The following is a 26,321-nucleotide window of genomic DNA, read 5'->3' on the forward strand; positions in this document are numbered from 1 at the left end:
CCTCAAAGGATTCCCCGGCATGGGGAAACGCCCCTAACATGGGCAGAGCGGGTTAAAAGTGAAGCGGGAAACGGGAACCGCGGCTGCGGCCCTCGGTCGCGGCGATGTGACACTATGGGCCTTGTGGATGCGACAGTGCGTCCTAGCCCGAGATGGGGCTCAGGTTCAACCGCGACCGCATTGCAACATTAGCTCTGCTCCGCGCGAAAGCGAAGGGATATCGGGGCCCATCGCCCGGGCCTAGTTCGCCGTCATGGTTTCCTTCACCGCAGCAACCAGCTGCGTCAGCGTGAACGGCTTCGGCAGGAATGCGAACTGCTGGTTCTCCGGCAGGCTCTTCTCGAAGGCGTCTTCGGCATAGCCGGAGACAAAGATGATCTTCAGCTCCGCATTACGGCTGCGCATCTCCTTCAGCAGCGTCGGCCCGTCCATCTCCGGCATCACGACGTCGGACACGACGAGATCGACCTTGCCGTTGTTCTCCTCGAACGCCTCCAGCGCCTCGACGCCGTTCGCCGCCTCGATCACGCTGTAGCCGCGCGAACGCAGGCCGCGCGCATTGAGCGAGCGCAGGCCGTCCTCGTCCTCGACCAGCAGGATGGTGCCCTGCCCGGTGAGATCCGGCTTCGGCTTGGCGGCATCCGTGGCGGCGGCTTCCTTGGCCGCGCCGTTGCCGGCATGCGCCTCAGGCGCAACCTCCTGCTCGTGATGATGCCGCGGCAAATAGATCCGGAACGTGGTGCCGCCGCCCGGCACGGAATCGACATAGACGAAGCCGCCGGTCTGCTTGACGATGCCGTAGACCGTCGACAGGCCGAGGCCGGTGCCCTTGCCGACTTCCTTGGTCGAGAAGAACGGCTCGAAGATCTTGTCGATGATCTCGTGCGGAATGCCGGTGCCGGTGTCCGAAATCTCGATCTTCACATAGTCGGCCGCCGGCATGCCCTTGTTGGCGAGCTGGGCGGCTTCCTCGGTCGACACGTTGGCGGTGCGGATGATCAGCTTGCCGCCGTCGGGCATCGCGTCGCGCGCGTTCACCGCGAGATTGACCACCACCTGCTCGAATTGCGAGACGTCGACCTTGACCGGCCACAGATCGCGGCCATGCACCAGGTCCAGCTTGACTTTCTCGCCGATCAGCCGGCGCAGCAGCATGGTGAGGTCGCTCAATGCGTCGCCGAGATCGAGCACCTGCGGCCGCAGCGTCTGGCGGCGCGAGAACGCAAGCAGCTGCCGCACCAGCGTCGCGGCGCGGGTGGCGTTCTGCTTGATCTGCATGATGTCCTGGAACGACGGGTCGGTCGGCTTGTGCGCGTTCAGCAGGAAGTCGTTCGCCATCATGATGGCCGACAGCACGTTGTTGAAGTCGTGCGCGATGCCGCCGGCGAGCTGGCCTACCATCTCCATCTTCTGCGACTGGTTGATCTGGTTCTCCAGCGCACGCCGCTCGGTGGTCTCGAGCATGTAGACGATCGCGGTCTCGGCGTCGCGCTCATCCTTCTCCACGGTGGTGACGAAGAACTGGGCGGAGCGCTCCTTGGGCCCGTCGAGCATCGCCTCGACCGGCGCGATGTCGCCCTGGCCTTCGGCAGCCTGGTTGATCGCGGCGATCAACAGGCCGCGGTCGCGCGGATTGACCGCGCGGAAGATCGACTTGGCCGCGCCGCCGTCACTGTTCAGCCCCTGCGCCAGCTTGGCATAGCGCGCATTGGCGCCGACCACGTTGCCGCCGCGATCCACGGTCGCGATCGCCATCGGCGTATGGTCGAAGAAGCGCATGAAGCGCACCTCGGCGGCGCGCTCCGGATCGGAATGCTCGTCGCGGGCACGGCTGATCACCAGCGTGCGCGAGGCGCCCGCCGCGCCGTCGGCGCCGAAGGCGAGCTTGTGATAGAGCCGCACCGGCACGGTCTTGCCGCCGCGCATCCGCAGGTCGATGTCGAACACCTCGGTCTTGACCTCGCCGGGCACAGGCGCGATCGAGGTCAGCAGCGCCGCGCCGTCGCCCGAGACGATGTCGGTCAGCTTCAGGCCGCCCGAGCCGATCTCGGCGAGATCGTAGTCCAGCCAGTTGGCCAGCGTGGCGTTGACATAGGCGATCTCGCCGGCCGGATTGACCGAGAAGAAGCCGCACGGCGCATGATCGAGATATTCGATCGCGTGCCGCAGCTCCTGGAACACGTCTTCCTGGCGCTCGCGGTCACGGGTGACGTCGGCGATCGACCACACCGCATATTTCGCGTCGCGCTTGCCCTCGCCGAGCGGGCGAACCCTGAGCCGCAGCCAGCGGCCTTGTCCACCACCTTGCCCGGCCTCGTGCCCGGCGACACGGACCTCCTCCTGCTGCCGCTTGCCCTCGCGCGCCGCCTTCAGGAGGCGGAACACCGCCTCGGAGACGTCTGGGTTGCCGATGAAGACGCGTTCGACGGGGCGGACGTCTTGCGGGCCGGCCGCGCCGGTCAGCGTGAGATAGGCGGCGTTGGAGTAGACCACGTGGCCGCGGGAGTCGGTGACGACGAGCCCTTCATGGGCGTGGTCGGCAATCCGCCCCATCACCGGGTCGTCGCTCGTGCGGTCGGAGAAGCGGATGATGCCGGCGGCAAGGGCGAACAGGTTGAACAGCCCGACGGTGGCGAGCAGCGCCAGCACAAAGAGGATATAGGGCTGCGCCTGGGTACGGCCGATGGTCATGAGCCAGACGGCCACCGCGACGATGCCGGTGGCGATCAGGAGCACCAGCAGGATACTGCCGCTCCGCCGCGCTGGCCCGTGAGCCACGAACGGCTCGGTCGCGGGAGGATCGTTGCTATCGGCGGTCATCTGGAGAGACATGGCTCGTCTGCATCACGAAGGCGACCGGCCGGCCACCTCGCCCCTGAGTGCCTGAATCGGACCCGAAAACGCAAGTCCATCAGGCGGCTATTTCGCAAGTTACGCGCATTTCAAGCGGTTTTCCGCCCCTTACTGGCGCAGGCCGGACAGGCCGCGCCTCAGCCGCATCACGTAGCCGATGATTTCGGCAACCGCATGGTAGTGCTCGACCGGGATTTCCTTGTCGATTTCGACGGTCGCATAGAGCGCCCGGGCCAGCGGCACGTTCTCCACGATCGGAATGTCGTGCTCCTTGGCGATCTCCCGGATCTTGAAGGCGAGGTTGTCGACGCCCTTGGCGACGCAGATCGGCGCCGACATGCTGCGGTCGTAGGCCAGCGCCACCGAATAGTGGGTCGGGTTGGTGATGATCACCGAGGCCTTCGGAACCTGGGCCATCATGCGCTTCTTGGCGCGCTGGACCCGCAACTGCTTGATCCTGCCCTTGACGTGCGGGTCACCTTCCGACTGCTTGAACTCCTCCTTCATCTCCTGCAGCGACATCTTGTGACGCTCGTACCAGGTCCGGTACTGGAAGAAGTAGTCGGCGATCGCGACCGCAGCCAGGATGGCGACCACCGCCGCCAGCAGGTGCACCGTCATGCCGGTGATGGCGGGCAGTAGCTCGGCCGGATCGACCCGCAGGAACGATTCCATCCGCATCCGATCGGGCCACAGCACCATGACCATCACGACGCCGAGCGCGATCAGCTTGAACAGGCCTTTCAGGAAGTTCGCCACCGCCTGCTTGCCGAACAGCCGCTTGAAGCCGGCCGCCGGCGAGATCTTGGAGAATTTCGGCTTGAGCTGTTCGCCAGACCACACCAGCTGATGCTGGATCATGTTGCCGGCGATCGCAGCCAGCGCCAGCATCAGGAACGGCACGCCGATCGCTGCGACCACCGCGTAGCCAAGCGTCTGGGTCAGTTGCAGCAGGCCGGCACCGTCGGTGCGGATCATCCATGAATTGGCGATCAGATTGCGCAGCGGCATCAAGATGCCGCCGCCGACCGAGCCCGAGAAGGTCGACAGCACCAGCGTGGCGCCGGCGATGACGAACCAGGTGTTGACCTCCTGGCTCTTGACGACGTCGCCTTTCTCAAGGGCGTCGTCGAGACGTTTTTGCGTAGGGTCTTCTGTTTTGTCTTCGGTATCGTCGGCCATCTCTTCTCCTGATTAATTCATCGGAGCGAGTTGGCGCATGACGCCGTTGAAGTAGTCGAAATAGGTATTCATCATCGCGGCGAGCACGACGGCGAAGATCAGGAAGCCGACCACGATCGAGAGCGGCACGCCGACGAAGTAGACCTGCATCTGCGGCATCAGTCGCGCCAGCACACCGAGCCCGATGTTGAACACGAGGCCGAACACCAGGAACGGCGCCGACAGCTGCAGGCCGATCTTGAAGGCGGCGGAGAACGCGGACGTCGCAAGCGCGGCGACGTCGCCGGTCGGCATGATCTCGCCTGGCGAGAAGATGCGGTAGCTCTCGCTCAGCGCCGCGATGACGAGATAGTGGCTGTCGGTGGCGAACAGCAGCGTCAGGCCGAGGATGGTGAGGAAGTTGCCGATGATCTGGCCCTGCTGCCCCTGGGTCGGGTCGACCGCGGTGACGAAGCCGAGGCCGAGCTGCTGGGCGATCACGGAGCCCGCGACGTTGAGCGCCGACAGCGTCACCCGCGCGGTCGCGCCGAGCACGATGCCGATGATCAGCTCATGCACCATCAGGACGCCGAGCGAGGAGATCGACGTCAGGTCGACATGATAGGCGTTGCGATGCAGGGGAAGGATGATCAGCGTCAGCAGCAGCGCGATCGACAGCTTGACCCGTGCCGGGATGTTGCTCTCGCCGAAACCGGGCAGCAGCATCACCATCGCGCCCACACGCGCAAAGACCAGCACGAAGATTGCGGCCAGCGCCGGAAGCAGGGAGACATCGATGCGCATGACCGCGGCATTAGTGCATCAACCGCCGATGATTCGCGACGAAATCCGCATCATGTGGCTACTGAGCGCGTCCGCCATGAACGGCAGCGCCAGCAGCAATGTGACGAAGATCGCGAGAATCTTCGGCACGAAGACCAGCGTCTGTTCCTGGATCTGGGTCAGCGCCTGGAACAGCGACACCACGACGCCGACCACGAGGCCGACCACCATCAAAGGCGACGACACCAGCACGATGGTCCAGATCGCATCGCGCGCCACGTCGAGAGTTTCAGGACCGGTCATTGTTGTGTTCTCGCTGTCTGCTGTTGGTTTTCGTCATTCCGGGGCTCGCGAAGCGAGAGCCCGGAATCCATACTCCCGACCGTGGTTATGGATTCCGGGCCTGGTCCTTCGGACCATCCCGGAATGACGGCTAGATCGGCATCTTCATGATGTCTTCATAGGCCTGGATCACGCGGTCGCGCACCGAGACCAGCGTCGACACCGCAACGTCGGTGTCGGCGACCGCCGTCACCACGTCCATCACATTCGCCTTGCCGGAGGCCATCGCCATGGTCTGCGCGTCGGACTTCTTGCCCGCTTCCAGCACGCTGCCGACGGAGTCCTTCAGCAGCGCGCTGAAGGACGGGCCCGCGACGGCCTGCCCGGCTTTCTCGACACCACCGCGCTCCATCATTTTCGCGAGGTTGGCGTAAGCGTTGGCGGCGACTGTCGGTGTAGCCATGATTTACGTTCCCTGTTCTTGTTGCGTCAGGATTTGAGGATGTCGAGCGTGCGCTGGATCATCCGCCGCGTCGCACTGATGATGTTGAGGTTTGCCTCGTAGGAGCGCTGGGCGTCGCGCATGTCGGTCATCTCGACCATCGGATTGACGTTCGGATATTTGACGTTGCCGGAGGCGTCCGCCGCCGGATTGCCCGGCTCCTGCTTGATGCGGAATGACGACTGGTCGGGGCGTATCCGGCCGAGCGTCACGACCTGGGCGTCGAGCGAACGATCGAGCGCGGAGGAGAAGGTCGGCACCTTGCGGCGGTAGGGATCGCCGCCCGCGGTCTGCGCCGTCGAATCGGCGTTGGCGATATTTTCCGAGATCACCCGCATCCGCCCCGCCTGCGCGCGCAGGCCCGAGGTCGCGATGCTCATCGAGCGGGCAAAATCGCTTGTTCCATCTGCCATGGGATCCTCCTTGCGCCGTCAGGCGGCCTAGCCCTTGCCGATCGCGGTTTTCAGCAGATGCAGGCTCTTGCTGTAGAGCGAGGTGGCGGCCGCGAAGTCCATCTGGTTGGCGGACACTTTCAGCATCTGCTCCTCGAGATTGACCGCGTTGCCGGCCGGGCGGGTCTGGAACCCGCTCTTGCCGCGATCATTGTCGAATGTGTCCGGCGCGCCCGACGCCGCCATGTGAGTGGCGCTGGTCTGCGTCATCGGCAGCGTTCCCATGCCGCCGCCGACCGCGGCGCCGGCCCGGTCGAACTTCGGCTCGACCAGGTCGCGGGGCCGGAAGTTCGGCGTGTCGGAATTGGAAATATTCTCGGCGAGCACTCGCTGGCGCTCCTGGTGCCACTGCATCTTGCTGCGCAACGCCGACAGGATCGGCAGATCGTTCATGGACATCGCCGCGGCTCCGTTAACCTCTTGGGCGCCTCTTCGGCCTTCCGAGGTAGGCAGAATTTGCCCGGTGTATGGTTAACGGGTGGTTAAAATGTCGGACGGAGCCGTGGAGAACGCCTTAACTGCGGCCGGCGAGCGCATTTTCGCCACGAATGCTGCGTTAACCAGCACGAACCAAGACAGCGTGGGGCGCTGAGAAGTCGTTTTGGGACAAGCGATTCTTGGTTTATTAATAGAACAGTCGGCTGCAAGCCGCTGGGAATTAAGAAATAAGGCGAATCTCGGGCGCGATTCGCTGCGCAAACCGCACCTATCAATCCGCGCTCGTTGATGGCGGAAGCTGAGGAAGGCCACCATGGCCGGGGACTCCAATATGCAGGTCATTACATTCGTCTTGGCATTCGTTGTCGTGCTGGCGCTGATCGGCGTCACCGCATGGCTCGTCCGCCGCTTTGCCGGAAACCGCCTCGGCGCCAACGCCAACCGCGGACGGATGCCGCGACTTGCCGTGATCGACGCCGCTGCCGTCGACGGCCGCCGCCGGCTGGTGCTGGTCCGCCGCGACAACATCGAGCATCTCCTGATGATCGGTGGCCCCACCGACATCGTCGTCGAGCCGAATATCGTCCGCGCGATGCCGGGGCGCGATCAGATGTCGACCCGCCCAGCGGTTGCGGCCGATGCCGCGCCGCCACGCGTAGCACCGCTTCCGGATGCCGCCTGGAACGAGAGCGAAGCCGCCCGTTCCGACAATTTCGACCTTCCCGAACCGGAGCTGCCGCCGCGTCAGGCACGCCCCTCCTTTGCCGACGAACTGCGCCGGCCTCCGCCGCCGATTGCCGAGCGTCGCAACGATCCGCTGACGAGCTTCACGGCCGAGCGCAGCGAACCGCGGCCCGATCCGATGCCGCCGCGCCTGCCGTCGCGCTCCGAGCCCGTGATCCCGCGGTCGCCGCGCGCTGCCGAGCCGCCGAAGGCGCCGCCGCGGGCGCCCGAGCGCGCCGTCACGCCGCCGCCACCACCTCCCCCTGCTCCGCCGCCGGTCGTCGCTACACAGGCGCCTCCGCCGGTGCCGCCGGCATCGAATGCCGATGCCAATTTGGCCGAGATGGCGCAGCGGCTCGAGGCGGCACTACGCCGCCCGACCGGCGCCAACGAGACCGTCGCACCGCCGGTTGCGCCCGAGGCGCCGCCGGTTCGCGCGCCGCGTAGCGAGCCGCCTGCCCCGCCCGCCGGCGGACAGAAGAGCGGCTTCGAAAATCTCGAGGACGAGATGGCATCGCTGCTCGGCCGACCGAAGAATCCTTCGTGAGGTTCGGGTCGGTCCCGCGTAGAGTTGTTTTCATCGCTGTCCTGATCGCCGCCGGATCCTTCGCCGATCCGGCGATGGCGCAGGATATCAGCATCAATCTCGGCGGCGGCGATGGCGGCGTGACCGAGCGCGCGATCCAGCTGATCGCGCTGCTCACGGTGCTGTCGATCGCGCCGTCGATCCTGGTCATGATGACCTCGTTCACGCGCATCGTGGTCGTGCTGTCGTTGCTGCGCACCGCGCTCGGCACCGCGACCGCGCCGCCGAACTCGGTGATGATCGCGCTCGCGATGTTCCTCACCGCCTTCGTGATGGGGCCGGTGCTGCAGAAATCCTATGACGACGGCATCAAGCCGCTGGTCGCCAACCAGATCGGCGTCGAGGAAGCGCTGCAGCGCGCTTCGGTCCCGCTCCGCGGCTTCATGCAGAAGAATGTCCGTGAGAAGGATCTGAAGCTGTTCATGGACCTTTCCGGCGAGCCGCCGCCGGCGACACCCGAGGAGATGTCGCTGCGCATCCTGGTGCCGGCCTTCATGATTTCCGAGCTGAAGCGGGCTTTCGAAATCGGATTTCTCCTATTTTTGCCGTTCCTGATCATCGACCTCGTGGTCGCCTCGGTCCTGATGTCGATGGGCATGATGATGCTGCCGCCGGTGGTGGTCTCGCTGCCGTTCAAGCTGATCTTCTTCGTGCTGGTCGACGGCTGGGCGCTGGTCGCCGGCAGCCTGGTGCAGAGTTACGGGGGGTAGCCCCGCGAAACATTCATGGCCTCATCGCTGGATCGGCCGTGCCGTTGCACTATCATGCGCGGCACCGCATCCAGGGAGCCGCGCCGTGCAGCAGCCATTCGACCGCGCCGCAGAAGACCTCGGCAACGCCATCCATCTCGAGCATGTCAACGTGCAGGTGCCGGACCAGCGCCTCGCCACGCTGTTCTACGTCGCCGGCATCGGGTTGACCCGCGATCCCTATTTGATGGTCTCCGACAGCAACATGTGGGTGAATGCCGGCCGCAGCCAGTTTCATCTGCCGAGCGGCCGGCCGCAGGTGCTGCGCGGCCACACGGCAATCGTGATCGCCGGACGGCAGCCCCTGCTCGCGCGGCTTGCCGCGGTCGCGCCCAAGCTCGAAGGCACCGCGTTCGGCTATCGCGAGCACAACGATCACGTCGAGGCCATCTGCCCCTGGGGCAACCGGCTGCGCTGCTTTGAACCGGACGCCGCGCGGTTCGGCCGCATCGCGCTCGGCATGCCCTATGTCGAGTTCGAGGTGCCGCGCGGCACCGCCGAGGCGATCAGCCGGTTCTATCCCGAGATCATGGGCATCCCCGCCAGCGTCGTGAACGGCGATGCCGTCGTCGCGCGCGCCAAGGTCGGCAAGGACCAATATCTGCGATTCCGCGAGACCGACCACGCGCAGGGTGAGTTCGACGGCCATCACGTCCAGATCTACATCACCGACTTCTCGGGCCCCTACAAGCGGCTGCGCGAGCGCAATTTGGTGTCTCGCGAGGACAATCAGTACCAGTATCGCTTCTGCGACATCGTCGATCCCGCCGACGGAAGACACCTGTTCACCGTCGAGCACGAGGTGCGCAGCGCCACCCATCCGATGTATCTGCGGCCGCTGGTCAACCGCAATCCGGCGCAGACCAACCGCACCTTCGCCAACGGCTACGATCAGGCGCCATGGGCGATGGGGCCGGACCAGTATGACGGATGAGCGCGCGCTGATCCGCATCGCGACATCATCAGCAATCCCAGCCACGAGACGACATGCTTCCCTCCCAGCGCCATCTGTTCGAGATCCCACGCGAGGTCTGCTACCTGAACTCCGCGTCCTACAGCCCGCTGCCCTTGAAGACGCTCGACGCCGGCCGCGCCGCAGTCGGACGCAAGGGCCAGCCCTGGACGATCGATGCTGGTTTTGCCGGCCGCCAGCATGAACGGGCCCGCACCGCGGCCGCACGCCTGATCAATGCCGATGCGAATGACGTCGCACTGATTCCTGCGATCAGCTACGGCATCGCGACGGTGGCGAAGGCGCTGAGCATTCCACGCGGCACCCGCGTCATCGTGCTGGAGAACGATCACTCCTCGCCGGTGCTGGAATGGCATGCCCGCGCCGAGGCGCAGGGTTTTGTCGTCGACACCGTGCGCCAACCCACCGACGGCGACTGGACGTCGGCGGTGCTTGCAACGATCGACCGGCCAGGCGCGCCGCCGGTCGGCCTCGCCTCGATCTCCTCAGTGCACTGGTCGGACGGCGGCATCATCGACGTCGACAAGGTGCAAGCCGCACTGCGGCGGCATGGCGCCATGTTCGTGATCGACGCGACGCAGAGCGCCGGTGTCGTGGCGATGGACGTGACAAAACTCGACCCCGACGCCGTGATCTTCCCGACCTACAAATGGCTGATCGGCCCCTACGGCCGCGCCTTCCTCTACGTTGCAAAACGTCACCAGAACGGCGTGCCGCTGGAGCAGACCTCGTCCGGCCGCCGCGACGTCAATTCCGAGAAGCCGGTCTATTTCGGCGACCTCGCCTATGTCGACAATGCCCGGCGCTATGACATGGGCGAGCGCGATCATTTCATCACGCTGGAGATGGCGTCGATCGGCATGGAGATGATGGCGGAATGGGGCGCTGCCGCCGTCAGCACGCGGCTCGCGATGCTCAACGAACGGATCGCCGATGGCGTGCGCGATCTCGGGCTCAATCAGCCGGCGCGCAGCATGCGCGCGCCGCATATTCTGAGCCTCGGCATGGCCGGCGGCATTCCGAAGGAGCTGATCGCGCGGCTCGCCGCCGAAAACATCCATGTCGCGCTACGGCTCGGCCGGATGCGGATCTCGCCGCACGTCTTCAACGACGAGGCCGATGTGGATCGCCTCGTCGCCGTCTTGACCAAAGCGCTACGCGCCTAATTCCGCTTGCGCCCCAGCACGACGACGTTGACCAGTTCGATCGCCAGCGCGACAGCGACTCCGGCCGCGCCGATCACGAACAGCAGCGCGTAGTTGCCGCCGCTCTGCGCGAACAAATAGGACAGGCCGTAGGCACCCGCCGCCTGGAACAGCGCGAAGGTCGTGGTCGCCTGTGCCCAGGCCGAGCGCTGGCTCGCGGCGGAATGCGGGATCAGCTCGTGGATGCGGCCGATCACCAGCGGCACGATGCCGGGCGTGAAGCCGCCGACGATGAGGCTCGACACGATCAGCGCGGCAGGCGACGTAGTCACGGCGGGCAGCGCGACCGCAACTGCCTCGATCAGGAACGCCGCGCGCAGCGCCGCGGCGAAGCCGGCGCGATCGGCGAGATGTCCTGTCAACAGCGGTCCGATCACGGCGCCGATGCCGTACAGCACCCAGTAGTACGATCCTGCCGCGATCCCCTGTCCGAGGCCGCGGGCGACGTAATCAACCAGGAACACCATGTGCGGCACCAGCGCCAGCGCGTTGAGGCCATATTCCACGCACAGCGCGATCAGCAGCGGCGAGCGTACGCGATGCGCAGCAACGTGCGGCTCGACAGCACCATGCGCGGCGGGCACGTCCGCCGGCCATGCCTTCCAGCTGACCAATGTCAGCACTGCCGACAGCACGCCAAGGCCGTACCAGGCCTGCTTGACGCCGTGCTGCAGCAACAGCGGCACCAGCGTGCCCGACGCGGCGACACCTAGTCCGACACCGGCGAAGATCACGCCGCCGATCAGGCCGCGCTTGCTCGGCGCGACCTGCGGCAGGATCGCGGTCGCCGCTAGCACCATGATCACGCCACCCGTGACGCCGGCGAGAAAGCGGAATCCGAAGAACCAGATGAAGGAGATCGGCACTGCGCAGGCAAAGCAGGTGGCGGCGGCCAGCACCATCATGCCGCGCAGCGCCCACACCGAGCCGATCCGCGCGCCGAGATCGCGGGCGATCAGCGCGCCGGCGAGATAGCCGGCCAGGTTGGCGGCACCGAGATAGACCGCTTCCGCCGGCGTGAACCATTTGGCTGCGATCAGCGCCGGGATCAGCGGCGTGTAGGCAAAGCGCGCCAGCCCGAGCCCGACCAGCGAGGCACAAAGCCCCGCGGCTGCCGACAGCCACAGTGGCCCGCCTGCATCGCGATGCGGCTCGGCGTGACGGCGCCTGACATGATCGACATTGGCTGACATGGACATGGCAGTAGGCCCTCCGGCCGTTCGTGAAAAATGATTAGTTGCGATCGCAGCAATCGCTCGCAGCGATCACACCTCACCTCTTCCGGTCGGGAGAGGCGCAAAGTTCGATGTTGCAAAAGCCGTGAGCCGCTTAGTGGCCGGCGCTCTGGCCGCCGTCGACGTGCAGGATCTCGCCGGTGACGAAGCCCGCGCCTTCCAGGAACAGCACGGCGTCGACGATGTCCTTCATCTCGCCCATGCGGCCGACCGGATGCAGCTTGGCGAGGAAGTCGTGGGTCTCGGGAGCGTGCATCGGCGTCTTGATCACGCCGGGCGCCACTGCGTTCACGCGGATGCCTTTGGCGGCGTATTCGATCGCGAGCGACTTGGTCGCCGCGCTGAGCCCACCCTTGGTCAGCGACGCCAGCACCGAAGGCACGTTGCTGTTGGCGTGGTCGACCAGGCTCGTCGTGATCTGCACGATATGCCCGGATCCCTGCTTCACCATCTCCTTCGCCACACGACGGGTGATGCAGAAGAACCCGTTGAGGTTGGTGGCGAGCACCGACGCGTAGTCCTGGTCGGTGTGATCGGTAAACGGCTTGGCGACAAAGATGCCGGCATTGTTGACCAGCGTGTCGACACGACCGAAGTGCGCCAGCGCCTGCTTGACGATGCGATCGGCGACCTCGGGATCGCCGATATCGCCCGCGACCGCCAGCACATCGGCATCGGTCGACGGCTTGATGCTGCGCGAATTGGCGACGACGCGATAGTTCCGGTCGCGATAGCCCCTGACGAGCGCCTCGCCGATCCCCTGCGACGCACCGGTGATGATGGCAACCTTCTGCTCTGCACCCATGATCTCTCTCCATCCGTTGGTGAGGCTGCAACAGCGCCGCCTCGATGGAGAGCAAGCTAGATACATCCGCATTGCGCGCGAATGCCCGCTATTCGGCAGACACTCTTCCGCGGCGCGAACGACTGGCCCGGCTGGCCTCGCGTGACAGCCGCTCGAAATAGCGTTTCAGCCGCGGCGTCGCGAAATCGACGAAGGCGCGCACCTTGGGCACGTCGAAGCGCCCCTGCGGCGCCAGCAGATGCACCGGCAACGGCGGAGGCTCGTCGCCGGCTAGCAGGATCCGCAGCCGTCCGTCACGGATTTCCTCGGCGATATGATACGAGAACAGCCTGGTGACGCCGTGCCCCTCGCTGGCCGAGGCGACCGCCGCCCGCACCGTGTTGACGACCAGCCGCGGCGCGAACTGGACCGCGCGCGCGACCTTCGACTTCGCGGCCGGGGGGAAGCTCCAGGAGTCGAGCCCGAAATGCGTCATCGCAATGATCTGGTGCCTTGCGAGATCGGCCGGCTCGCCGATCATGGGATGCTGCGCAAGATAACCGGGCGACGCCGCGACCACGCGGCGCACCTCGCCGAGCTTGATCGCGATGAAGTTGGAATCGGCAAGATGGGCGATGCGCAGCGCAACGTCGATGCCCTCATCGATCAGGTTGACGGTGCGATCGAGCATCGCGAGCCGCACCGACACCGCCGGATGCTCGGCCACGAAGGCATCGAGCAGCGGCCGCAGCACGTCCTCGCCGACGACGACCGGTGCGGTGATGGTCAGCGTGCCGCGCGGCGCCGACCGCTCGCCGCCGGCCGAGATGTCGGCCTCCTCGAGCTCGCTGAGGATTCGCCGGCACGCTGCCGCGTAACGCTGGCCGGCCTCGCTCAGCTTCAGCGACCGCGTGGTGCGATGAAGCAGCTCGGCGCCGACATGATGTTCGAGGAACGCGATCGCCCGACTGACCGCCGCCGGCGAGCGCCGCAATTTCCGCCCCGCGCCGGCAAGGCTGCCCTCGTCGACCGCCGCGACGAAGACCTTCATGGCGTCGATGCGGTCCATCGCTCTCCCCGGGCCGCGGCCGCCGCTAACCCTTCACGTCATACTGCTTGCTGAGGTGATCGCCGATCTGCACCAGCATCGCGACGCATTCGGGGTATCCGGGCCGCGCCACCGTGGCCTCGTTGGCGCTGGCGCGGAATTCCCAGCTGTCGCCGTCGCGCAGCACGGAGATGTCGATGCCGTCGGGGCAGTCGGCATGGACTTTCAACTCGGCCCGCGCCATCGCGATGAGTTCGGCTTCGGTCTTGATCGGCTTGCTCATGTGACGACGTCCTCCCAGCTGGCGACATCAGCCATGGTTGCCGATTTGGCAGCGAAATGTCGAGAGGACGTGCCCGATCACGGGCTGTTGCAATTGACAAATTGCAGGTCCCCGGCGAACATCGGACCGGGTCGATACCACCCGCCGCTTGCACCCCGCCCGGGGACGGTAAACGTATCAAGCCAGGTTTCAGGCTTCCTTTGCCCGCACGAACGGGTCAGCAACGCAAGCCCCTGACGCTTTCCGTTCGTCGATGCAAAGGTTGATCTCATGCGCGACTTTCGTGATGCCAAGGCGATGGCGCAGACGCTGCGCGAAGCGCTCGCCGCCAAATCGATCCCCCTCACCCACAGCGACAGCCTGGAGCTGATCGCTAGATTGTTCGGTCAACGCGACTGGAACACGCTGGCGGCGCGGATACAGGCCGCCGGACCGCCGAGCACGCCGGCACCGGCTGCAGACTCCACTGCAGAATCACCGCCGATCGCCGCGCGGCAGGAAATCGCGGTGGATTCAGCCGTGCTCGACAATTATGCCGGCTTCTACCGGCTCAACGACCGCGCCGTGTTCACGGTGACACCCGACGAACATCATCTGGTGATGCAACTGACCGGGCAGCGCTCGGTGCGGTTCTTTGCGGAGAGCACGACCGAATTCTTCGCCAGGATTGTCGACGCCCAGGTCAGCTTCGTCGTCGGACCGGACGGACGAGCCACCTCGCTGATTCTGCATCAGAACGGCAGCGATATTGCGATGACGCGTATCGATGCCGCGGCGGCACGGAAGATCGCCGATCAGACGGCGGAGCGCGTCAAGAACCAGTCGGCCAGTCCCGGAACCGAGGCCGCACTGCACCGCCTGATCGATGGGATCGCCTCGGGGAATCCCAACTACAATGAGATGAGCCCGGCGCTGGCGGCAGCGACCCGCAAGCAGATGACGTGGCTTCAGCCCCTCGCGGACCTCGGCACGATCCAGGCGATCCGCTTTCTCGGTGTCGGCGAGCAGGGCGAAGACGTCTATAGCGTCAGACAGGCGAACGGCGCTGCGCACTGGCGCATCGCGCTTGACGACAAGGGCATCATTTCGACCGCGTGGGTGACTCCCGGCCCGTAGCAGCCCGTGCCACCAGAGCGTTTTCGAGCGAAGTGGACACCGGTTCGCGTGAAGAAAACGCCTCAAGACTAGAATCTAGAGCTTCGGTTCTGATTCAATCCGAACCGAAACTCTACGGCGTCGCGCCGGCGCGGCGCTCGCCCTTGATGACCGGGAGCGTGCTGACCGGCGCGGCCTTTGGCCCGTCGGGCAGCGATCCGGTCGTGACCGGATCGGGCAGCGGCGCGCGGGCGGTGGCGTCGGGGAAGCGGGTCTTCATCTCGCGGATGAAGCCGTCGAGCGTGTCGACGCTGGCGGCCATCCGCGCGATCTGGGCGAATTCCGCGCTCGAGGTGGCAGCCGGCTTGCTGGCCGAGTCGAACGCGAGCCTGTCGGCATCGCCGGACATCAGCGGCGCGTATTTTTCGCGGAACCGGGACAGCCCGATGGCATCCTCGGCGAGCGCGTAGCCGACCACGGCGCGGATGATGTCGGCCTTCTCGCTCGGGTTGAGCGGGGTGAAATCGCGCCAGCGGTCGCCGTAATAGAGCTCGATCTGCTCGGACGCCTCGCGCCAGTGCCGCGACGCCCAATAGATGTCCGAGCGCAGCCGGATCGCCTCGCGGCCGGTGATGTTCGAGATGATGTCGAGCGCGAGGTCGTGCCGGCCGACGTCGCTCTGCGCGCGCGCCTCGAGCAGCAGCCGTTGCTGGCGCAGTTCGCCGGAGAGGTCCGCGATCCGGGTCGAGCGCAGCGCGCCGATGGCGCGGTCGGGCTTGCGGTTCATCAGATAGACCATCGCAAGCCGCGCGGCGACCTGGGCGCGCGCCGCGCCTTCGAGCCGCTTGTCGACCTGGTACTGCAGGAGGTCGGCGGCCTGGTCGAGCAGATCGACGCCGACGAGACGGTCGGCGAGACGGCGGATCATCTCGTCGCCGCGGCGGCCGATCGGCGTCAGCTCGCGATAGTCGTAGAAGGTGCCGAGCGCATCGATCGGCGCCATCTCGTCGCCCTTCGGGCCCAGATAGAGCTGCACGAACAACGCCGAGGCGGCATCTTGCGCCTGGCGCGATTCCGGCGCGTTCGGTTGCAACCGGGTCGCCGCACGGGTCACCGCGAAGGCATCGGCATAGCGCGCGGTCTCGGCATAGATCTTCGACAGCACGTACAGCGTCTTCAGCTCGATATTGTCGCCGCGCCACAGCATCGACAACAGCTCGAACTCCTTCAGCACATCGTCGCGGCCGATCTCGCCGCGTTTCTGACGCAACAGCGTTTCCAGCAGTCTGCCTTCGGCGGCGGCTTGACGGTCGGGCGAATTGGCGGCGAAGCGGTAGGCGTCGAGCGCATCCTTCTCCTGGCCGAGCGCTTCGGCGAGCCGGCCGCGCAGCACCGCAACCGCGGGCTTGAGCGCGTCGGGAACGCCGACCACGTCGAGATCGCTCTTGCGCCGCGCGGCGCCGGCATAGTCCTTGACCTCGAGCGAGGCCTTCATCGAGTCGATCGTGACGATGCGCTGCAGATCGGGCGGCAACGTCGCGACTGCGAATTCGGCGTTCTTGAACTTTTCGCGCGCCTCGGGCCATTTGCCCTCGCGAGCGAAAGCCAGCCCCTTCCACAATTGCGAATCGTAGCCATTGCCGATCACGGGATTGGCGAGGTCCTTGAGACCCTGCGCCGGGTGCCCGATCAGGATGCTGGCAACCGCGTGCACCATCACGACGGAGGCCGCCTCGCTGCCGCGCTTGCTTTCGGACAGCATCAGATTGGCGACACCATGGGCTTCCTGGTACATGGCGCGCGCCATGTAGAAATCGGCGAGATCGAGCCGCGCCTGCGGCAGCTGCTCGGCATTGGCCGTCGAAGCCGCCGCAATCAGGCCGTCGAGCTGCTTGAGGAAATTCTCCGACTGGTTCTTGCGCCACTCGTCCGGATCGAACAGCGGCTTCACCGCCGCGGTCGCGCGCTCGGCGGCGACGTCGGCCGATGACAGCGTCAGGCCGCCGGGCCGGCCCAGCGTCACCTTGTCGGCGCCGACCTCCGCCTTGACGTCGTCGGCGTTCGGATGAACCACGACGCCGTGAATCGATTCCAGCAATGAGAGCTCGACGAAATCCTGCCGCTTGATGATGCCACGGGTCGGCGGCGGTGCGGTCACGACCCAGAGCGTATCGCCCGCGTCGGGATCGATCAGCCTGTGGAGCTGGCCGGGATTGGCGAGCGGCACGCTGACGTTGGCGAGCGAGGGCTCGCTGATATTGCGTACCACGCTGAGCGGCAGCGGCGGCTTCTGCACCCGGTCGGCGAAGGTCAGCGTCCAGCTCACGCCGCGCGAGCGATCGTCGCTCTCGAGCGACGGCATCTGCGGCCGGTTGAGGCGGAAGCGCACTGCCTGCCCCTTCTCCAGCGCGATCCGGCTGACGTCTGATATCAGCGAGCCGGCCCTGGCGCGAATCGGATCGACGTCGATCGCCTCAGGCGTGTCGAACACCATCCATACCGTGTCGGCGCGACGGAACAGTGCCGCCGGCGTCGCGCCGGGGAATGAGAACGTCACCCGCAACCCGTCGCTGTCGCGCTGGGCTTCGACCGCGGAACTGGCAGCAGACTCGGCGCCGGCGCGAGCCTCGGCAGGCGACGATGGCGCCGCCGCCGGCTTCGGTGCCTCCATGGCCGGCGCGGCCGCGGCGGCAGGCGCAGGCTTTGGCGCGTCGCTCTGTTCGGTCGGAGTGCCGCCCTCGCGCGGCGCGGCTGGTGCAGCGGCCTTCTCGACCTCGGCCGGCGGCGCCGCGGCGATCTTCGGCAGCTCCGAATTGGGCTGCTCGGACCTCGGCTGTTCCGATTTGGCGGGCGCGGGCGCCGGTTGTTCGGGCTTGGCCGGCTCGGACTTTACCTGTTCCGACTTTGGCTGTTCGGACTTGGCCGGCTCCGCCTTTGATTGCTCAGATTTGGGTTGCTCGGCCTTGATCTCGATCTTGGCCTGCTGCGCGATGCTCTCCGATGTCACCGGCGCGATCGCAGCCGCACCTTTCGATTTGCCGCGCTGCGTGGGCAACAACGAGCTCAGCGAAGGCTTCGCCGCCTGCTGCTGCTCGGCCTGCTGGAAGGCGACATCGACGATGTAGTTCTTCTCGTCGCGGAACGAATGCACGTCGACATCGCCAATCAGCGTCACGTCGACCGCTGAGGTATCCGTGTCGGCGCGCGAGCTGATCGATGCGACGTTCGGGGGAGCGGCGACCTTGGCATCGGCCAGGTCGAAGGCCAGGACGGAGTTGAAGGACAGCGTCAGTTTCTGCTCGTTCAGCACCGAGGAGACGCTGACCCCGTCGGGCACTTCGAACACGAAACGCACGAAGGTGGGCTGCACCAGTGCGCGGACACGGATCGGCGGCTTCTTCTTGGCGACATCGGCCGCGCGCTGGATGCGCAACAGACGCTCGGCGGCGCGGGCGCGCTCCGCCAGCTCGCGGATCACCTCCTGCGGCAGCGACGGCGGCGGGCCCGTCCAGCTGTCGGGCAGGAAGTCGACGAAGATGCGCTCGCCGGCGGTCATGGTGTTGATGGTAACGCGCCGCGCCAGCGACAGGCGGATCGCCGAACCGTCCGGATCGCGGCGCGCGGCGCCGACATAGTCGGGCACCGCTTCGGAGAGTTTCTCGACGGGGATATCGACCGGACGCCTGAAGCGGATCACGATGATCGAGCCAGCGGTCGTGACCTCCGACTCGACATCCTCCTTCAGCTTCAGCACCAGCCGGGCATAGCCGTTCGCGGCCGAGAATGTCGCCTCGCCCGGCACGGGCGGCGGGTCTTGGGCCCGCACCGTGGCTGGATATGTGAGGGTTGTAAGGGCAAGGCCGGTGGCAAGCAGACACAGACGCGCGGTCCGCGCCCAGGCGCGGCCTAGCGACCATGTTTCAGCGGCAGCCGTTCGCGCCATCTCGAAACGTCTTCTCGGACCTCAGCCATACCAGCGCGAAGCGCCCTCGCCCACGCGTCCCGATCTTGGATCGGGCGGCGTTAAGGAGCTGTTAACGTCAATAGATTGTTTAGGGGGCTGTGAAGGAACCAGGCACCTGCGCTACCGGCAATGGGTGTTTCAGACCACGGTCGAACGTGCTTGTGGTATGGTTAAAGAACACTTGCCATCACATTGGAATGGCTCGCGGAAACTGGGTGGTTCAGGCTGCTGCTCAATACGCAGAGATTCGACATCCAGGAACATCGGAAAACACTTGAGCAGCAAACCGCTTGTATTGCAGCGGCGCTGGATGAGGACGATCCATCTCTCGTCGCGACGGCCATCGCCGACATTGCGAAGGCGCGTCGCCTGGCTCGCGGGCGCAAACCCACCGAAAGTTAGCCTCTGAGGCTAGCGCGCTCCGTCAATTCGTCTTCGGCGCGAGCATCTTGCCTTCGATCTTGGGAAGATCGTCTGTCGATGCCGACTTGTCGCCGCCGGCGCGGCGGGCGAGTTCGACCGTGAGCCGTTCGGCAGCCTCGGGCTGCATCAGGCCGAGGATGTCCGACATCTTGCGCGGCTGGATCTGCGAGGCGATCTGGTAGAGCACGGTCATCTCCAGCCGATCGAACACCTTGGCGGCGTCCTTCGGCTTCATGTTCTCGTACATGGTGATGATGCCCTTGAAGCGGGCGGCGTCGGCTTCGACCTTGGCTGCTGCATCGGCATTCGCCTTGGCATCGTTGGCCTTGGCCTCCTCGACCTTGGCCTCGATGCGCTTCTCGGCGGCCTTCAGGAGGCTTTCGCGAATCTCGACCTCGCGGGCGCGCGTCTCGAGCTCCTGGCGGCGCGACTGCAACCGCTCCAGGATCGCGCGTTCGGAAGCCGACACCGGCGGCGGCGCATCCAGATTGACCACCACGCCGTCGGGCTTGGGCGCCTCCGCGGCCGGTGCGGCCGGTTTCGGTGCCTCGTCCTTCTTTTCTTCCTTGCCGTGCACCGACCCCGTGATGTCATTGGGGTCGGCCTTGAACTTGCTGTCGGCAACTGCCTTGGGCGCGCCGGGGAAGTTGAAATTCTGCTGCGCCCAAGATGGACCGGCCGGCGGTGCGTCCTCGGCAAACACGTAACCGCCATCGAGCACCAGGCCCGCGACCTTCAGCACCATCAGGCCGAAGATCGCGACCAGCACCACAGGCATTACTCTGATGTCACGAAGCAACTTCATGCAGCGAGGCCGCCGGCCCTCCTGCGCTCGGTGAAGGCTTCAGCCGCCGCGGCAACCGCGCGCGCGGCCGAAACCCTGGGCGCCTGCGCCACCGGCGCGGCGGGCGCCGCTGCTGGTGCCGGCGCACACGCGGGCTCAGCCGGCCGCGCGGCCAACGCGATCTTGGACAGGCGGCGCACCACATGGTCGCCTTCCGCCAGCTGGTTCTTCAGCTGCGCCGACATCTGCACCGCCGCATCGAGCTGATTGCCGAGATTCTCGTTGACGTCCCGCACCGCGTGCTTCAACCCGCCGATCGCCCGCTCGGCGATCTCGGTCGCGGTGATCAGTTCGGCGATCGTCGCCTTCAGCGAATGTTCGTCCGCCTTCAGCCGCTGCAGGCGCTTGTTGAGCAGCCAGCAATAGCCGATCGTCAGCATCAGCAGCATGGCCACCAGACTCTCGATTGCTAGTCCAAGCACATGACTCATGGTGCCTCCATCATCTTGGTCCGCTCATCCGCCTTCTCGAACATCGCGAAGGTGGTTTGGGGTTTACGCAAATTCTTGGTGACGCGGATCGCGACGCGGTCGCCGACGCGGCCCATGCGGCCTTCCGTCAGGGTGACGTTGCCGCAACGGACCGAGACCAGCGCGTCGGAGCGGATGTCCAGCGGCAGCGTGTCGCCGACCTTGAGCTTCATCAGCTCCTTGAGCGGGATATCGGCCTCGTACAGCACCGCATCGACCGCAATCTCGGCCTGCGCCACCTCGGTGGCGAAATGGCCTTCCCAGATCGGATCGCGGCCGAACTTCTCGCCCATGAACATCTGCAACAGCACGTTGCGGATCGGTTCGATGGTGGCATAGGGCAGCAGCAATTCGACATTGCCGCCGCGGTCTTCCATGTCGATGCGCAGGCGCACCAGGATCGCGGCATTGGCCGGGCGGCTGATCGCGGCAAAGCGTGGGTTGGTCTCAAGCCGGTCGATCGAGAAGGTCACCGGCGACAGCGGCCGGAACGCCTGCTCGGCATCCGACAGCACCACCTCGACCAGCCGCTTCACGAGGTTGGTCTCGATCGTGGTATAGGGCCGGCCCTCGATCTTGAGCTGGGTCTGGCCGCGGCGGCCGCCGAGCAGCACGTCGATCATCGAATAGATCAGGTTGGAGTCGACCATGGCGAGGCCGAAATTCTCCCACTCCTCCGCCTTGAACACCGAGAGCACCGCCGGCAGCGGGATCGAGTTCATGTAGTCGCCGAAGCGCACCGAGGTGATGCGATCGAGCGAGACTTCGACGTTGTCGGAGGTGAAATTGCGCAACGATGTCGTCATCAACCGCACTAGGCGGTCGAACACGATTTCGAGCATCGGCAGACGCTCGTAGGACACCATCGCGGAATCGATGATGGCGCGGATGCCGGAATGATCGTCGAGGCTGACGTCGCCGACCGTGAAGCCGAGGAGATTGTCGATCTCCTCCTGCGACAGCACGCGCTCGCCGTTAGTCTTGCCGCCGAAGTCGCGGCTGCCGTCCTCGACCATGGCGGCCCATTGCAGCGCCATGTTCTCGGTGAGCTCGTTCTTGGCAGCTTCCGCCGCGGCCGCCGCGGGATCCTCGGAATCGAGCGAGGCTTCCCATTGGGCCGCAATGGCGTCCTGGTCCATCTGGTCGTTGCCGGCCATGGCTTTACATCCGCCCCGTCACTGGATCACGACTTCCTTGAACAGCACCGCGTTCACCTGGTTGGGCGCCAGCGCGAGGTTGACGCGCTTGGTCAGCTCTTCCTTGAGACGGAACAGGCCGGCCGAGCCGTTGAGATCGCTCGGGCGCAGCTCGCGCATATAGGTCTGGAACAGGTCGGTGACGCGCGGCAGCGCCGGCTTGATCGCTTCGACCTGCTTTTCTTCCTTGATCTCGAGCACGAGCTTCAGCTTGAGATATTGCACCCGCTCCCCGGGCGCGCCGACCAGATTGACCAGCATGTCGGGCACGTCGACGAAGCTCGGCGGCTTCGGCGGCGGCGCTTCGGCGTGCTGCTCCTCGCCGTGACCGCGCATGAAGAAGAACCATCCGCCCGCGCCCGCGCCGAGCACGACGAGGAAGCCGACGACGGCAATGATCAGCTTGAGCTTGCCCTTCTTCGGAGCGGCCGCGCCCTCGCCGCCTTCCGTCTTTTCCTCATCCGCCATCGTCCGCTCGCTTCAACCCGAAGGATGCGAACGCGATTTGCCCCAGCTTTGGCTTGAAGACGCGATACAAAGGCCGCCGGCGCACACGCGCCCCAATGCCGGCAACACTGGGGCCATAATGGTTAACGGAAGCTTAGGATTTAACTTCCACTAGGAAAAAACTGCCGGGCAAACATGGTCAACAAGACCTTTCTGCCGCCCGGCTGGCGCCCTGCAAAACACCTAACCAATTCAAATATCTCATTATTTCAAGTTGGCACGGGTTTCGCTGAGAGGACGACGTAACTGGCGGGTTTGGGAGAACCCAATGGTTACCGACGGTCCGGCGTGAAGGTTTGGGAGAACCTTTCGCATCGGATCACCTCACAGGGGAGAACCACCGATGCAGAATACGCTTCTGGTCGGACTATCGAAGCAGATGGTGCTGGAACGGCAGTTGGATGTCGTTTCCAACAACATCGCGAACATGAACACCAACGGCTACAAGGCCGACCGGTCGCTGTTCCAGGAATATTTGTCCTCGAACGCGCATGAGGACAATTTCGCGTCCTCCGACCGCCGCGTCTCCTTCGTGCAGGACCGCGCGACCTTCCACGACTTCTCGCAGGGCCCGACCGAAGAGACCAAGAACCCGCTCGACGTCGCGATCGACGGCAACGCCTTCCTGGTGGTGCAGACCCCGGGCGGCGAGCGCTACACCCGCGACGGCAACCTCGCGATCAACAATCGCGGCCAGCTCGTCACCGCCTCGGGTTACCAGGTGCTCGGCACCGCCGGCCCGATCACGTTCCAGCAGACCGATCACGACGTCAACATCGCCCCCGACGGCAACGTCAGCGTGCTCGAGGGCACGTCCCGGCTCGACTCGATCCGCGGCAAGCTGCGGCTGGTCTCGTTCGCGCAGGCCCAGCGCCTGCTCAAGGAAGGCTCCAACCTCTATGTGCCGGGCGAAGGCGCGACGCCGTTGCCGGACACCAAGGCGCAGATCCGCCAGGGCTTCATCGAGAAGTCGAACGTCAATTCCGTCGTCGAGATGAGCCGCATGATCGAGATCACGCGGACCTACACCCAAATCGCCTCGCTGCTCCAGCAGCAGAGCGACCTGCACAAATCGGCGATCGAGAAGCTCGCCGACGTGCCGAACTGATCCGGGGGATTGAACGATGCGCGCACTTTATACCGCGGCGACCGGAATGGCGGCACAGGAACTCAGCGTTCAGGTGATCTCCAACAACATCGCGAACCTGCGCACCACCGGCTACAAGAAGCAGCGCGCCGCGTTCCAGGACCTGATCTACGACCATGTGCGCCGGGTCGGCGCGCAGGCCTCCGACCAGAACACCATCATGCCGATGGGCATCGACCTCGGCGGCGGCGTCAAGACCGTCGGCACGCCGCGGATGATGACCCAGGGCACGCTGTCGCCGACCGGCAACGATCTCGACATCGCGATCCGCGGCGAAGGCTTCTTCAAGATCCTGATGCCGGACGGCACCTTCACCTACACCCGCGACGGCTCGTTCCAGATGGACAACCAGGGCCGCATCGTCAACGCACAGGGCAATCTGGTGCAGCCGACGATCACGATCCCGCAGAACGCCTCCGGCCTCACCATCAATGCGCAAGGCCAGGTCTCGGTGACGCTGCCGGGCCAGACCGCGTCGACCACGATCGGCCAGATCGGCCTGACCCGCTTCATCAACAAGGCCGGCCTGATGCCGATCGGCGACAACCTGTTCCAGGAAACGCCGGCCTCCGGCCAGCCGCAGGACGGCATCGCCAACACCGACGGCTATGGCGACATGCAGCAGAGCAACCTCGAACAGGCCAACGTCGAGGTGGTCTCGGAGATCTCCGACCTGATCGCCGCGCAGCGCGCCTATGAGATGAACTCCAAGGTGGTCTCCGCCGCCGACCAGATGATGCAGTCGACCTCCAACCTGTTCCGCTGAGGATGATGTCGATGATCGCCCGCTCATTCCTGATCGCAGCCGCACTCCTCGCGGTGACCGCGCTACCGGCCACAGCGCAAGTCCGCGGCGAGACCATCGCGGTGCCGACGCTGCGCGCCAGCGTCACGGTCGCGGACGACATCGTGCGGGTCGGCGACCTCATCGACAACGCCGGCAGCGCCGGCAGCGTCGCGATCTACCGCGCGCCCGATCTCGGCACCACAGGCACGCTGCCGGTCGCACAGGTGCTGAACCTGCTGCGCACCCATCAGGTGATCGGCGTCGACACCCGCGAGCTGAAGGAGATCACCGTCACGCGGCTGGCGCGCACCATCGACAGCAAGGAGATCGAGCAGCAGCTGTCACGCGCGCTGGAAGGCCGCCACGGGCTCGGCAGGGCCGGCAATATCGCACTCACCTTCGACCGCGATCCCGGCGATATCAGGCTCGAGGCAACCAACACCGGCGCGATGCAGCCCGTCGCCGTGCGCTACGACCCGCGCTCGACGCGTTTTGACGTCACCTTCGAGGTCAGCAACGAAGCCGGCACGGCGCCGTACAAACTGCGCCTCACCGGCACCGCGATCGAAACCATCGAGGCCGCCGTGCTGACCCGCAATGTCGAACGCGGCGATGTGCTGAAAGCCTCCGACGTGGCGGTCGAGCGCCGTCCGAAAGCCGAAATCGGCAACGACGCGGCGGCGCGCGACGGCGCCGTCGGCATGCAGATGCGCCGCCAGATCCGCGCCGGCCAGGCGCTGCGCACCGCCGACATGGCAAAGCCCGATCTCGTCACCCGCGACCAGAACGTCACACTGGTCTACCGCACCTCCGGTCTCTACCTCACGATCCGCGGCAAGGCGATGGATGGCGGCGCCGAGGGCGATGTCGTCAACGTGATGAATTTGCAGTCCAAGCGCGCCGTCACTGGCGTCGTCACCGGCCGCGGCGAGGTTTCGATCTCGGTCGCGACCCCGCGCGCCGCGCCGGCCGCCGACGCCGCCTCTTCAGATTCCGCTCCCGTCAAGCTGAGTTCAGTCGCACCAAACGCCGAGTAAAGTTCATGTCCCAGTACCGCATCAACCGCCTCATCCTGACCGGTGCGCTGCTCGCACTCGGAACGATCGCCAGCGGTTGCTCGTCGATCGACCGTCTCTCCCAGATCGGTGAAAAGCCGAAGCTGACGGAGATCGAGAACCCGACGGCGCAGCCCGGCTACAAGCCGGTCCAGATGCCGATGCCGAAGCCCGAGGTCGCCTCCTACAGCCCCAACTCGCTGTGGCGCAGCGGCTCACGCGCCTTCTTCAAGGACCAGCGCGCCGCGCGTGTCGGCGACATCCTGACCGTCATGGTGAACATCACCGACAAGGCCGCGATCGCCAACGAAACCCAGCGCAGCCGCACCAATTCCGAAGATTCCGGGGTGACCAACTTCCTGGGCTCGCAGACCATCACGCAGGCGAACAAGATCCTGCCCGGCCGCATCCTGACCGCCGACTCCACGGCTTCGAGCGACGGCAAGGGTTCGGTCAACCGGCAGGAAGCATTGCAGACCAACGTCGCCGCCGTCGTCACCCAGATTCTTCCGAACGGCAATCTTGTCGTCGAAGGCAAGCAGGAGATCCGCGTCAACTACGAAATCCGCGAGCTGGTCGTGGCCGGTATCGTGCGCCCGGAAGACATCCAGAGCGACAACACCATCGACTCCTCGAAGATCGCCCAGGCCCGCATCGCCTATGGCGGCCGCGGCCAGATCACCGACGTGCAACAGCCGCGCTACGGCCAGCAGGTTCTCGACGTGCTCTTGCCCTTCTAGCTTCTCGAGCTCCCACATCTCGTCGCGAACCTAGGC

General features: G+C 65.6%; 26 protein-coding genes. 10 read left to right on the plus strand and 16 right to left on the minus strand.

Features of this window, described 5'->3' with window-relative positions:
• Positions 1-240: 240 nt before the first annotated feature.
• The 7 genes from cckA to flgB all read right to left on the minus strand — a co-directional run bounded on the left by cckA (position 241) and on the right by flgB (position 6,432).
• Positions 241-2,820, minus strand: coding sequence for a cell cycle histidine kinase CckA (cckA, locus tag ACVIGA_RS06170; protein ID WP_456665677.1), 2,580 nt, complete (start codon positions 2,818-2,820; stop codon positions 241-243).
• 141 nt (positions 2,821-2,961) lie between these two features.
• Entirely contained in the window at positions 2,962-4,035 is a 1,074-nt protein-coding gene (flhB, locus tag ACVIGA_RS06175; RefSeq protein WP_223970264.1) for a flagellar biosynthesis protein FlhB, read from the minus strand.
• Positions 4,036-4,047: 12 nt separating this feature from the next.
• Entirely contained in the window at positions 4,048-4,818 is a 771-nt protein-coding gene (gene fliR / locus ACVIGA_RS06180; protein WP_456665678.1) for a flagellar biosynthetic protein FliR, read from the minus strand.
• Positions 4,819-4,836: 18 nt separating this feature from the next.
• Positions 4,837-5,100 carry a flagellar biosynthesis protein FliQ gene (gene fliQ, locus ACVIGA_RS06185; protein ID WP_050401183.1) on the minus strand — a complete coding sequence of 88 codons (264 nt, stop codon included), beginning with the start codon at positions 5,098-5,100 and terminating at the stop codon, positions 4,837-4,839.
• 130 nt (positions 5,101-5,230) lie between these two features.
• On the minus strand, positions 5,231-5,542 hold the full coding sequence (gene fliE / locus ACVIGA_RS06190) for a flagellar hook-basal body complex protein FliE (protein ID WP_244067853.1): 312 nt from the start codon (positions 5,540-5,542) through the stop codon (positions 5,231-5,233).
• Positions 5,543-5,568: 26 nt separating this feature from the next.
• Positions 5,569-5,994 (minus strand): flagellar basal body rod protein FlgC, encoded by a 426-nt coding sequence (gene flgC / locus ACVIGA_RS06195; protein ID WP_223970258.1) that lies wholly within the window; start codon positions 5,992-5,994, stop codon positions 5,569-5,571.
• Positions 5,995-6,021: 27 nt separating this feature from the next.
• Positions 6,022-6,432, minus strand: coding sequence for a flagellar basal body rod protein FlgB (gene flgB / locus ACVIGA_RS06200; protein ID WP_456665679.1), 411 nt, complete (start codon positions 6,430-6,432; stop codon positions 6,022-6,024).
• 370 nt (positions 6,433-6,802) lie between these two features.
• Between flgB and ACVIGA_RS06205 the strand changes: the two genes are divergently transcribed.
• From ACVIGA_RS06205 to ACVIGA_RS06220, 4 genes are all read left to right on the plus strand, one after another.
• Positions 6,803-7,741, plus strand: a complete 939-nt coding sequence (locus ACVIGA_RS06205; protein WP_456665680.1) for a flagellar biosynthetic protein FliO — start codon at positions 6,803-6,805, stop codon at positions 7,739-7,741.
• Positions 7,738-8,490: a flagellar type III secretion system pore protein FliP gene (gene fliP, locus ACVIGA_RS06210; protein ID WP_456665681.1), complete on the plus strand. Its 753-nt coding sequence runs from the start codon at positions 7,738-7,740 to the stop codon at positions 8,488-8,490. The genes ACVIGA_RS06205 and fliP overlap by 4 nt, the downstream gene beginning before the upstream one ends.
• 85 nt (positions 8,491-8,575) lie before the next feature.
• Positions 8,576-9,463, plus strand: a complete 888-nt coding sequence (locus ACVIGA_RS06215) for a hypothetical protein (RefSeq protein ID WP_456665682.1) — start codon at positions 8,576-8,578, stop codon at positions 9,461-9,463.
• A 53-nt stretch (positions 9,464-9,516) separates the two neighbouring features.
• The gene (locus ACVIGA_RS06220; RefSeq protein WP_456665683.1) at positions 9,517-10,668 is read left to right on the plus strand and encodes an aminotransferase class V-fold PLP-dependent enzyme; all 1,152 of its coding nucleotides are present in this window, start codon (positions 9,517-9,519) and stop codon (positions 10,666-10,668) included.
• On the opposite strand, the gene ACVIGA_RS06225 is transcribed toward ACVIGA_RS06220, so the two are convergent.
• From ACVIGA_RS06225 to ACVIGA_RS06240, 4 genes are all read right to left on the minus strand, one after another.
• Complete coding sequence (locus ACVIGA_RS06225) at positions 10,665-11,906, minus strand: YbfB/YjiJ family MFS transporter (RefSeq protein ID WP_456665684.1); 1,242 nt, start codon at positions 11,904-11,906, stop codon at positions 10,665-10,667. The genes ACVIGA_RS06220 and ACVIGA_RS06225 overlap by 4 nt on opposite strands.
• A 130-nt stretch (positions 11,907-12,036) precedes the next feature.
• Positions 12,037-12,747 (minus strand): SDR family NAD(P)-dependent oxidoreductase, encoded by a 711-nt coding sequence (locus ACVIGA_RS06230; RefSeq protein ID WP_456665685.1) that lies wholly within the window; start codon positions 12,745-12,747, stop codon positions 12,037-12,039.
• A gap of 88 nt (positions 12,748-12,835) precedes the next feature.
• Positions 12,836-13,795 carry a LysR family transcriptional regulator gene (locus ACVIGA_RS06235; protein WP_456665686.1) on the minus strand — a complete coding sequence of 320 codons (960 nt, stop codon included), beginning with the start codon at positions 13,793-13,795 and terminating at the stop codon, positions 12,836-12,838.
• A gap of 25 nt (positions 13,796-13,820) precedes the next feature.
• The gene (locus ACVIGA_RS06240) at positions 13,821-14,057 is read right to left on the minus strand and encodes a hypothetical protein (RefSeq protein WP_050631036.1); all 237 of its coding nucleotides are present in this window, start codon (positions 14,055-14,057) and stop codon (positions 13,821-13,823) included.
• A 270-nt stretch (positions 14,058-14,327) separates the two neighbouring features.
• Between ACVIGA_RS06240 and ACVIGA_RS06245 the strand changes: the two genes are divergently transcribed.
• Positions 14,328-15,173 (plus strand): glyoxalase superfamily protein, encoded by an 846-nt coding sequence (locus ACVIGA_RS06245; RefSeq protein WP_456665687.1) that lies wholly within the window; start codon positions 14,328-14,330, stop codon positions 15,171-15,173.
• 112 nt (positions 15,174-15,285) lie between these two features.
• On the opposite strand, the gene ACVIGA_RS06250 is transcribed toward ACVIGA_RS06245, so the two are convergent.
• Positions 15,286-19,095, minus strand: a complete 3,810-nt coding sequence (locus ACVIGA_RS06250; protein ID WP_456665688.1) for a tetratricopeptide repeat protein — start codon at positions 19,093-19,095, stop codon at positions 15,286-15,288.
• Between the two features lie 213 nt (positions 19,096-19,308).
• Here ACVIGA_RS06250 and ACVIGA_RS06255 point away from each other — a divergent pair, with 213 nt between their 5' ends.
• On the plus strand, positions 19,309-19,518 hold the full coding sequence (locus tag ACVIGA_RS06255) for a hypothetical protein (protein ID WP_456665689.1): 210 nt from the start codon (positions 19,309-19,311) through the stop codon (positions 19,516-19,518).
• 22 nt (positions 19,519-19,540) lie between these two features.
• Here the strand turns inward: ACVIGA_RS06255 and ACVIGA_RS06260 are convergent, their stop codons facing one another.
• The 4 genes from ACVIGA_RS06260 to fliL are packed head-to-tail and all read right to left on the minus strand — an operon-like array spanning position 19,541 to position 22,517.
• On the minus strand, positions 19,541-20,344 hold the full coding sequence (locus ACVIGA_RS06260) for a MotE family protein (RefSeq protein WP_456665690.1): 804 nt from the start codon (positions 20,342-20,344) through the stop codon (positions 19,541-19,543).
• A complete protein-coding gene (locus ACVIGA_RS06265; protein ID WP_456665691.1) occupies positions 20,341-20,814 on the minus strand; it encodes a DUF6468 domain-containing protein in 474 nt (157 codons plus the stop codon). Before ACVIGA_RS06265 ends, ACVIGA_RS06260 begins: the two co-directional genes overlap by 4 nt.
• Positions 20,811-22,010, minus strand: coding sequence for a flagellar motor switch protein FliM (fliM, locus tag ACVIGA_RS06270; protein ID WP_223970241.1), 1,200 nt, complete (start codon positions 22,008-22,010; stop codon positions 20,811-20,813). The genes ACVIGA_RS06265 and fliM overlap by 4 nt, the downstream gene beginning before the upstream one ends.
• A gap of 18 nt (positions 22,011-22,028) precedes the next feature.
• On the minus strand, positions 22,029-22,517 hold the full coding sequence (gene fliL, locus ACVIGA_RS06275; protein WP_223970240.1) for a flagellar basal body-associated protein FliL: 489 nt from the start codon (positions 22,515-22,517) through the stop codon (positions 22,029-22,031).
• Positions 22,518-22,899: 382 nt separating this feature from the next.
• On the opposite strand from fliL, the gene flgF reads away from it, so the two are divergent.
• From flgF to flgH, 4 genes are read left to right on the plus strand one after another with little or no spacing between them, the layout of a single operon-like run.
• Positions 22,900-23,664, plus strand: coding sequence for a flagellar basal-body rod protein FlgF (flgF, locus tag ACVIGA_RS06280; RefSeq protein ID WP_456665692.1), 765 nt, complete (start codon positions 22,900-22,902; stop codon positions 23,662-23,664).
• 16 nt (positions 23,665-23,680) lie between these two features.
• Positions 23,681-24,469, plus strand: coding sequence for a flagellar basal-body rod protein FlgG (gene flgG / locus ACVIGA_RS06285; protein WP_173637555.1), 789 nt, complete (start codon positions 23,681-23,683; stop codon positions 24,467-24,469).
• Between the two features lie 2 nt (positions 24,470-24,471).
• Positions 24,472-25,527 carry a flagellar basal body P-ring formation chaperone FlgA gene (flgA, locus tag ACVIGA_RS06290; RefSeq protein ID WP_456665693.1) on the plus strand — a complete coding sequence of 352 codons (1,056 nt, stop codon included), beginning with the start codon at positions 24,472-24,474 and terminating at the stop codon, positions 25,525-25,527.
• Between the two features lie 5 nt (positions 25,528-25,532).
• Positions 25,533-26,285 carry a flagellar basal body L-ring protein FlgH gene (flgH, locus tag ACVIGA_RS06295; protein ID WP_223970235.1) on the plus strand — a complete coding sequence of 251 codons (753 nt, stop codon included), beginning with the start codon at positions 25,533-25,535 and terminating at the stop codon, positions 26,283-26,285.
• The last annotated feature ends 36 nt before the right edge of the window (positions 26,286-26,321 follow it).

This window comes from Bradyrhizobium sp. USDA 3240 (assembly GCF_054063295.1).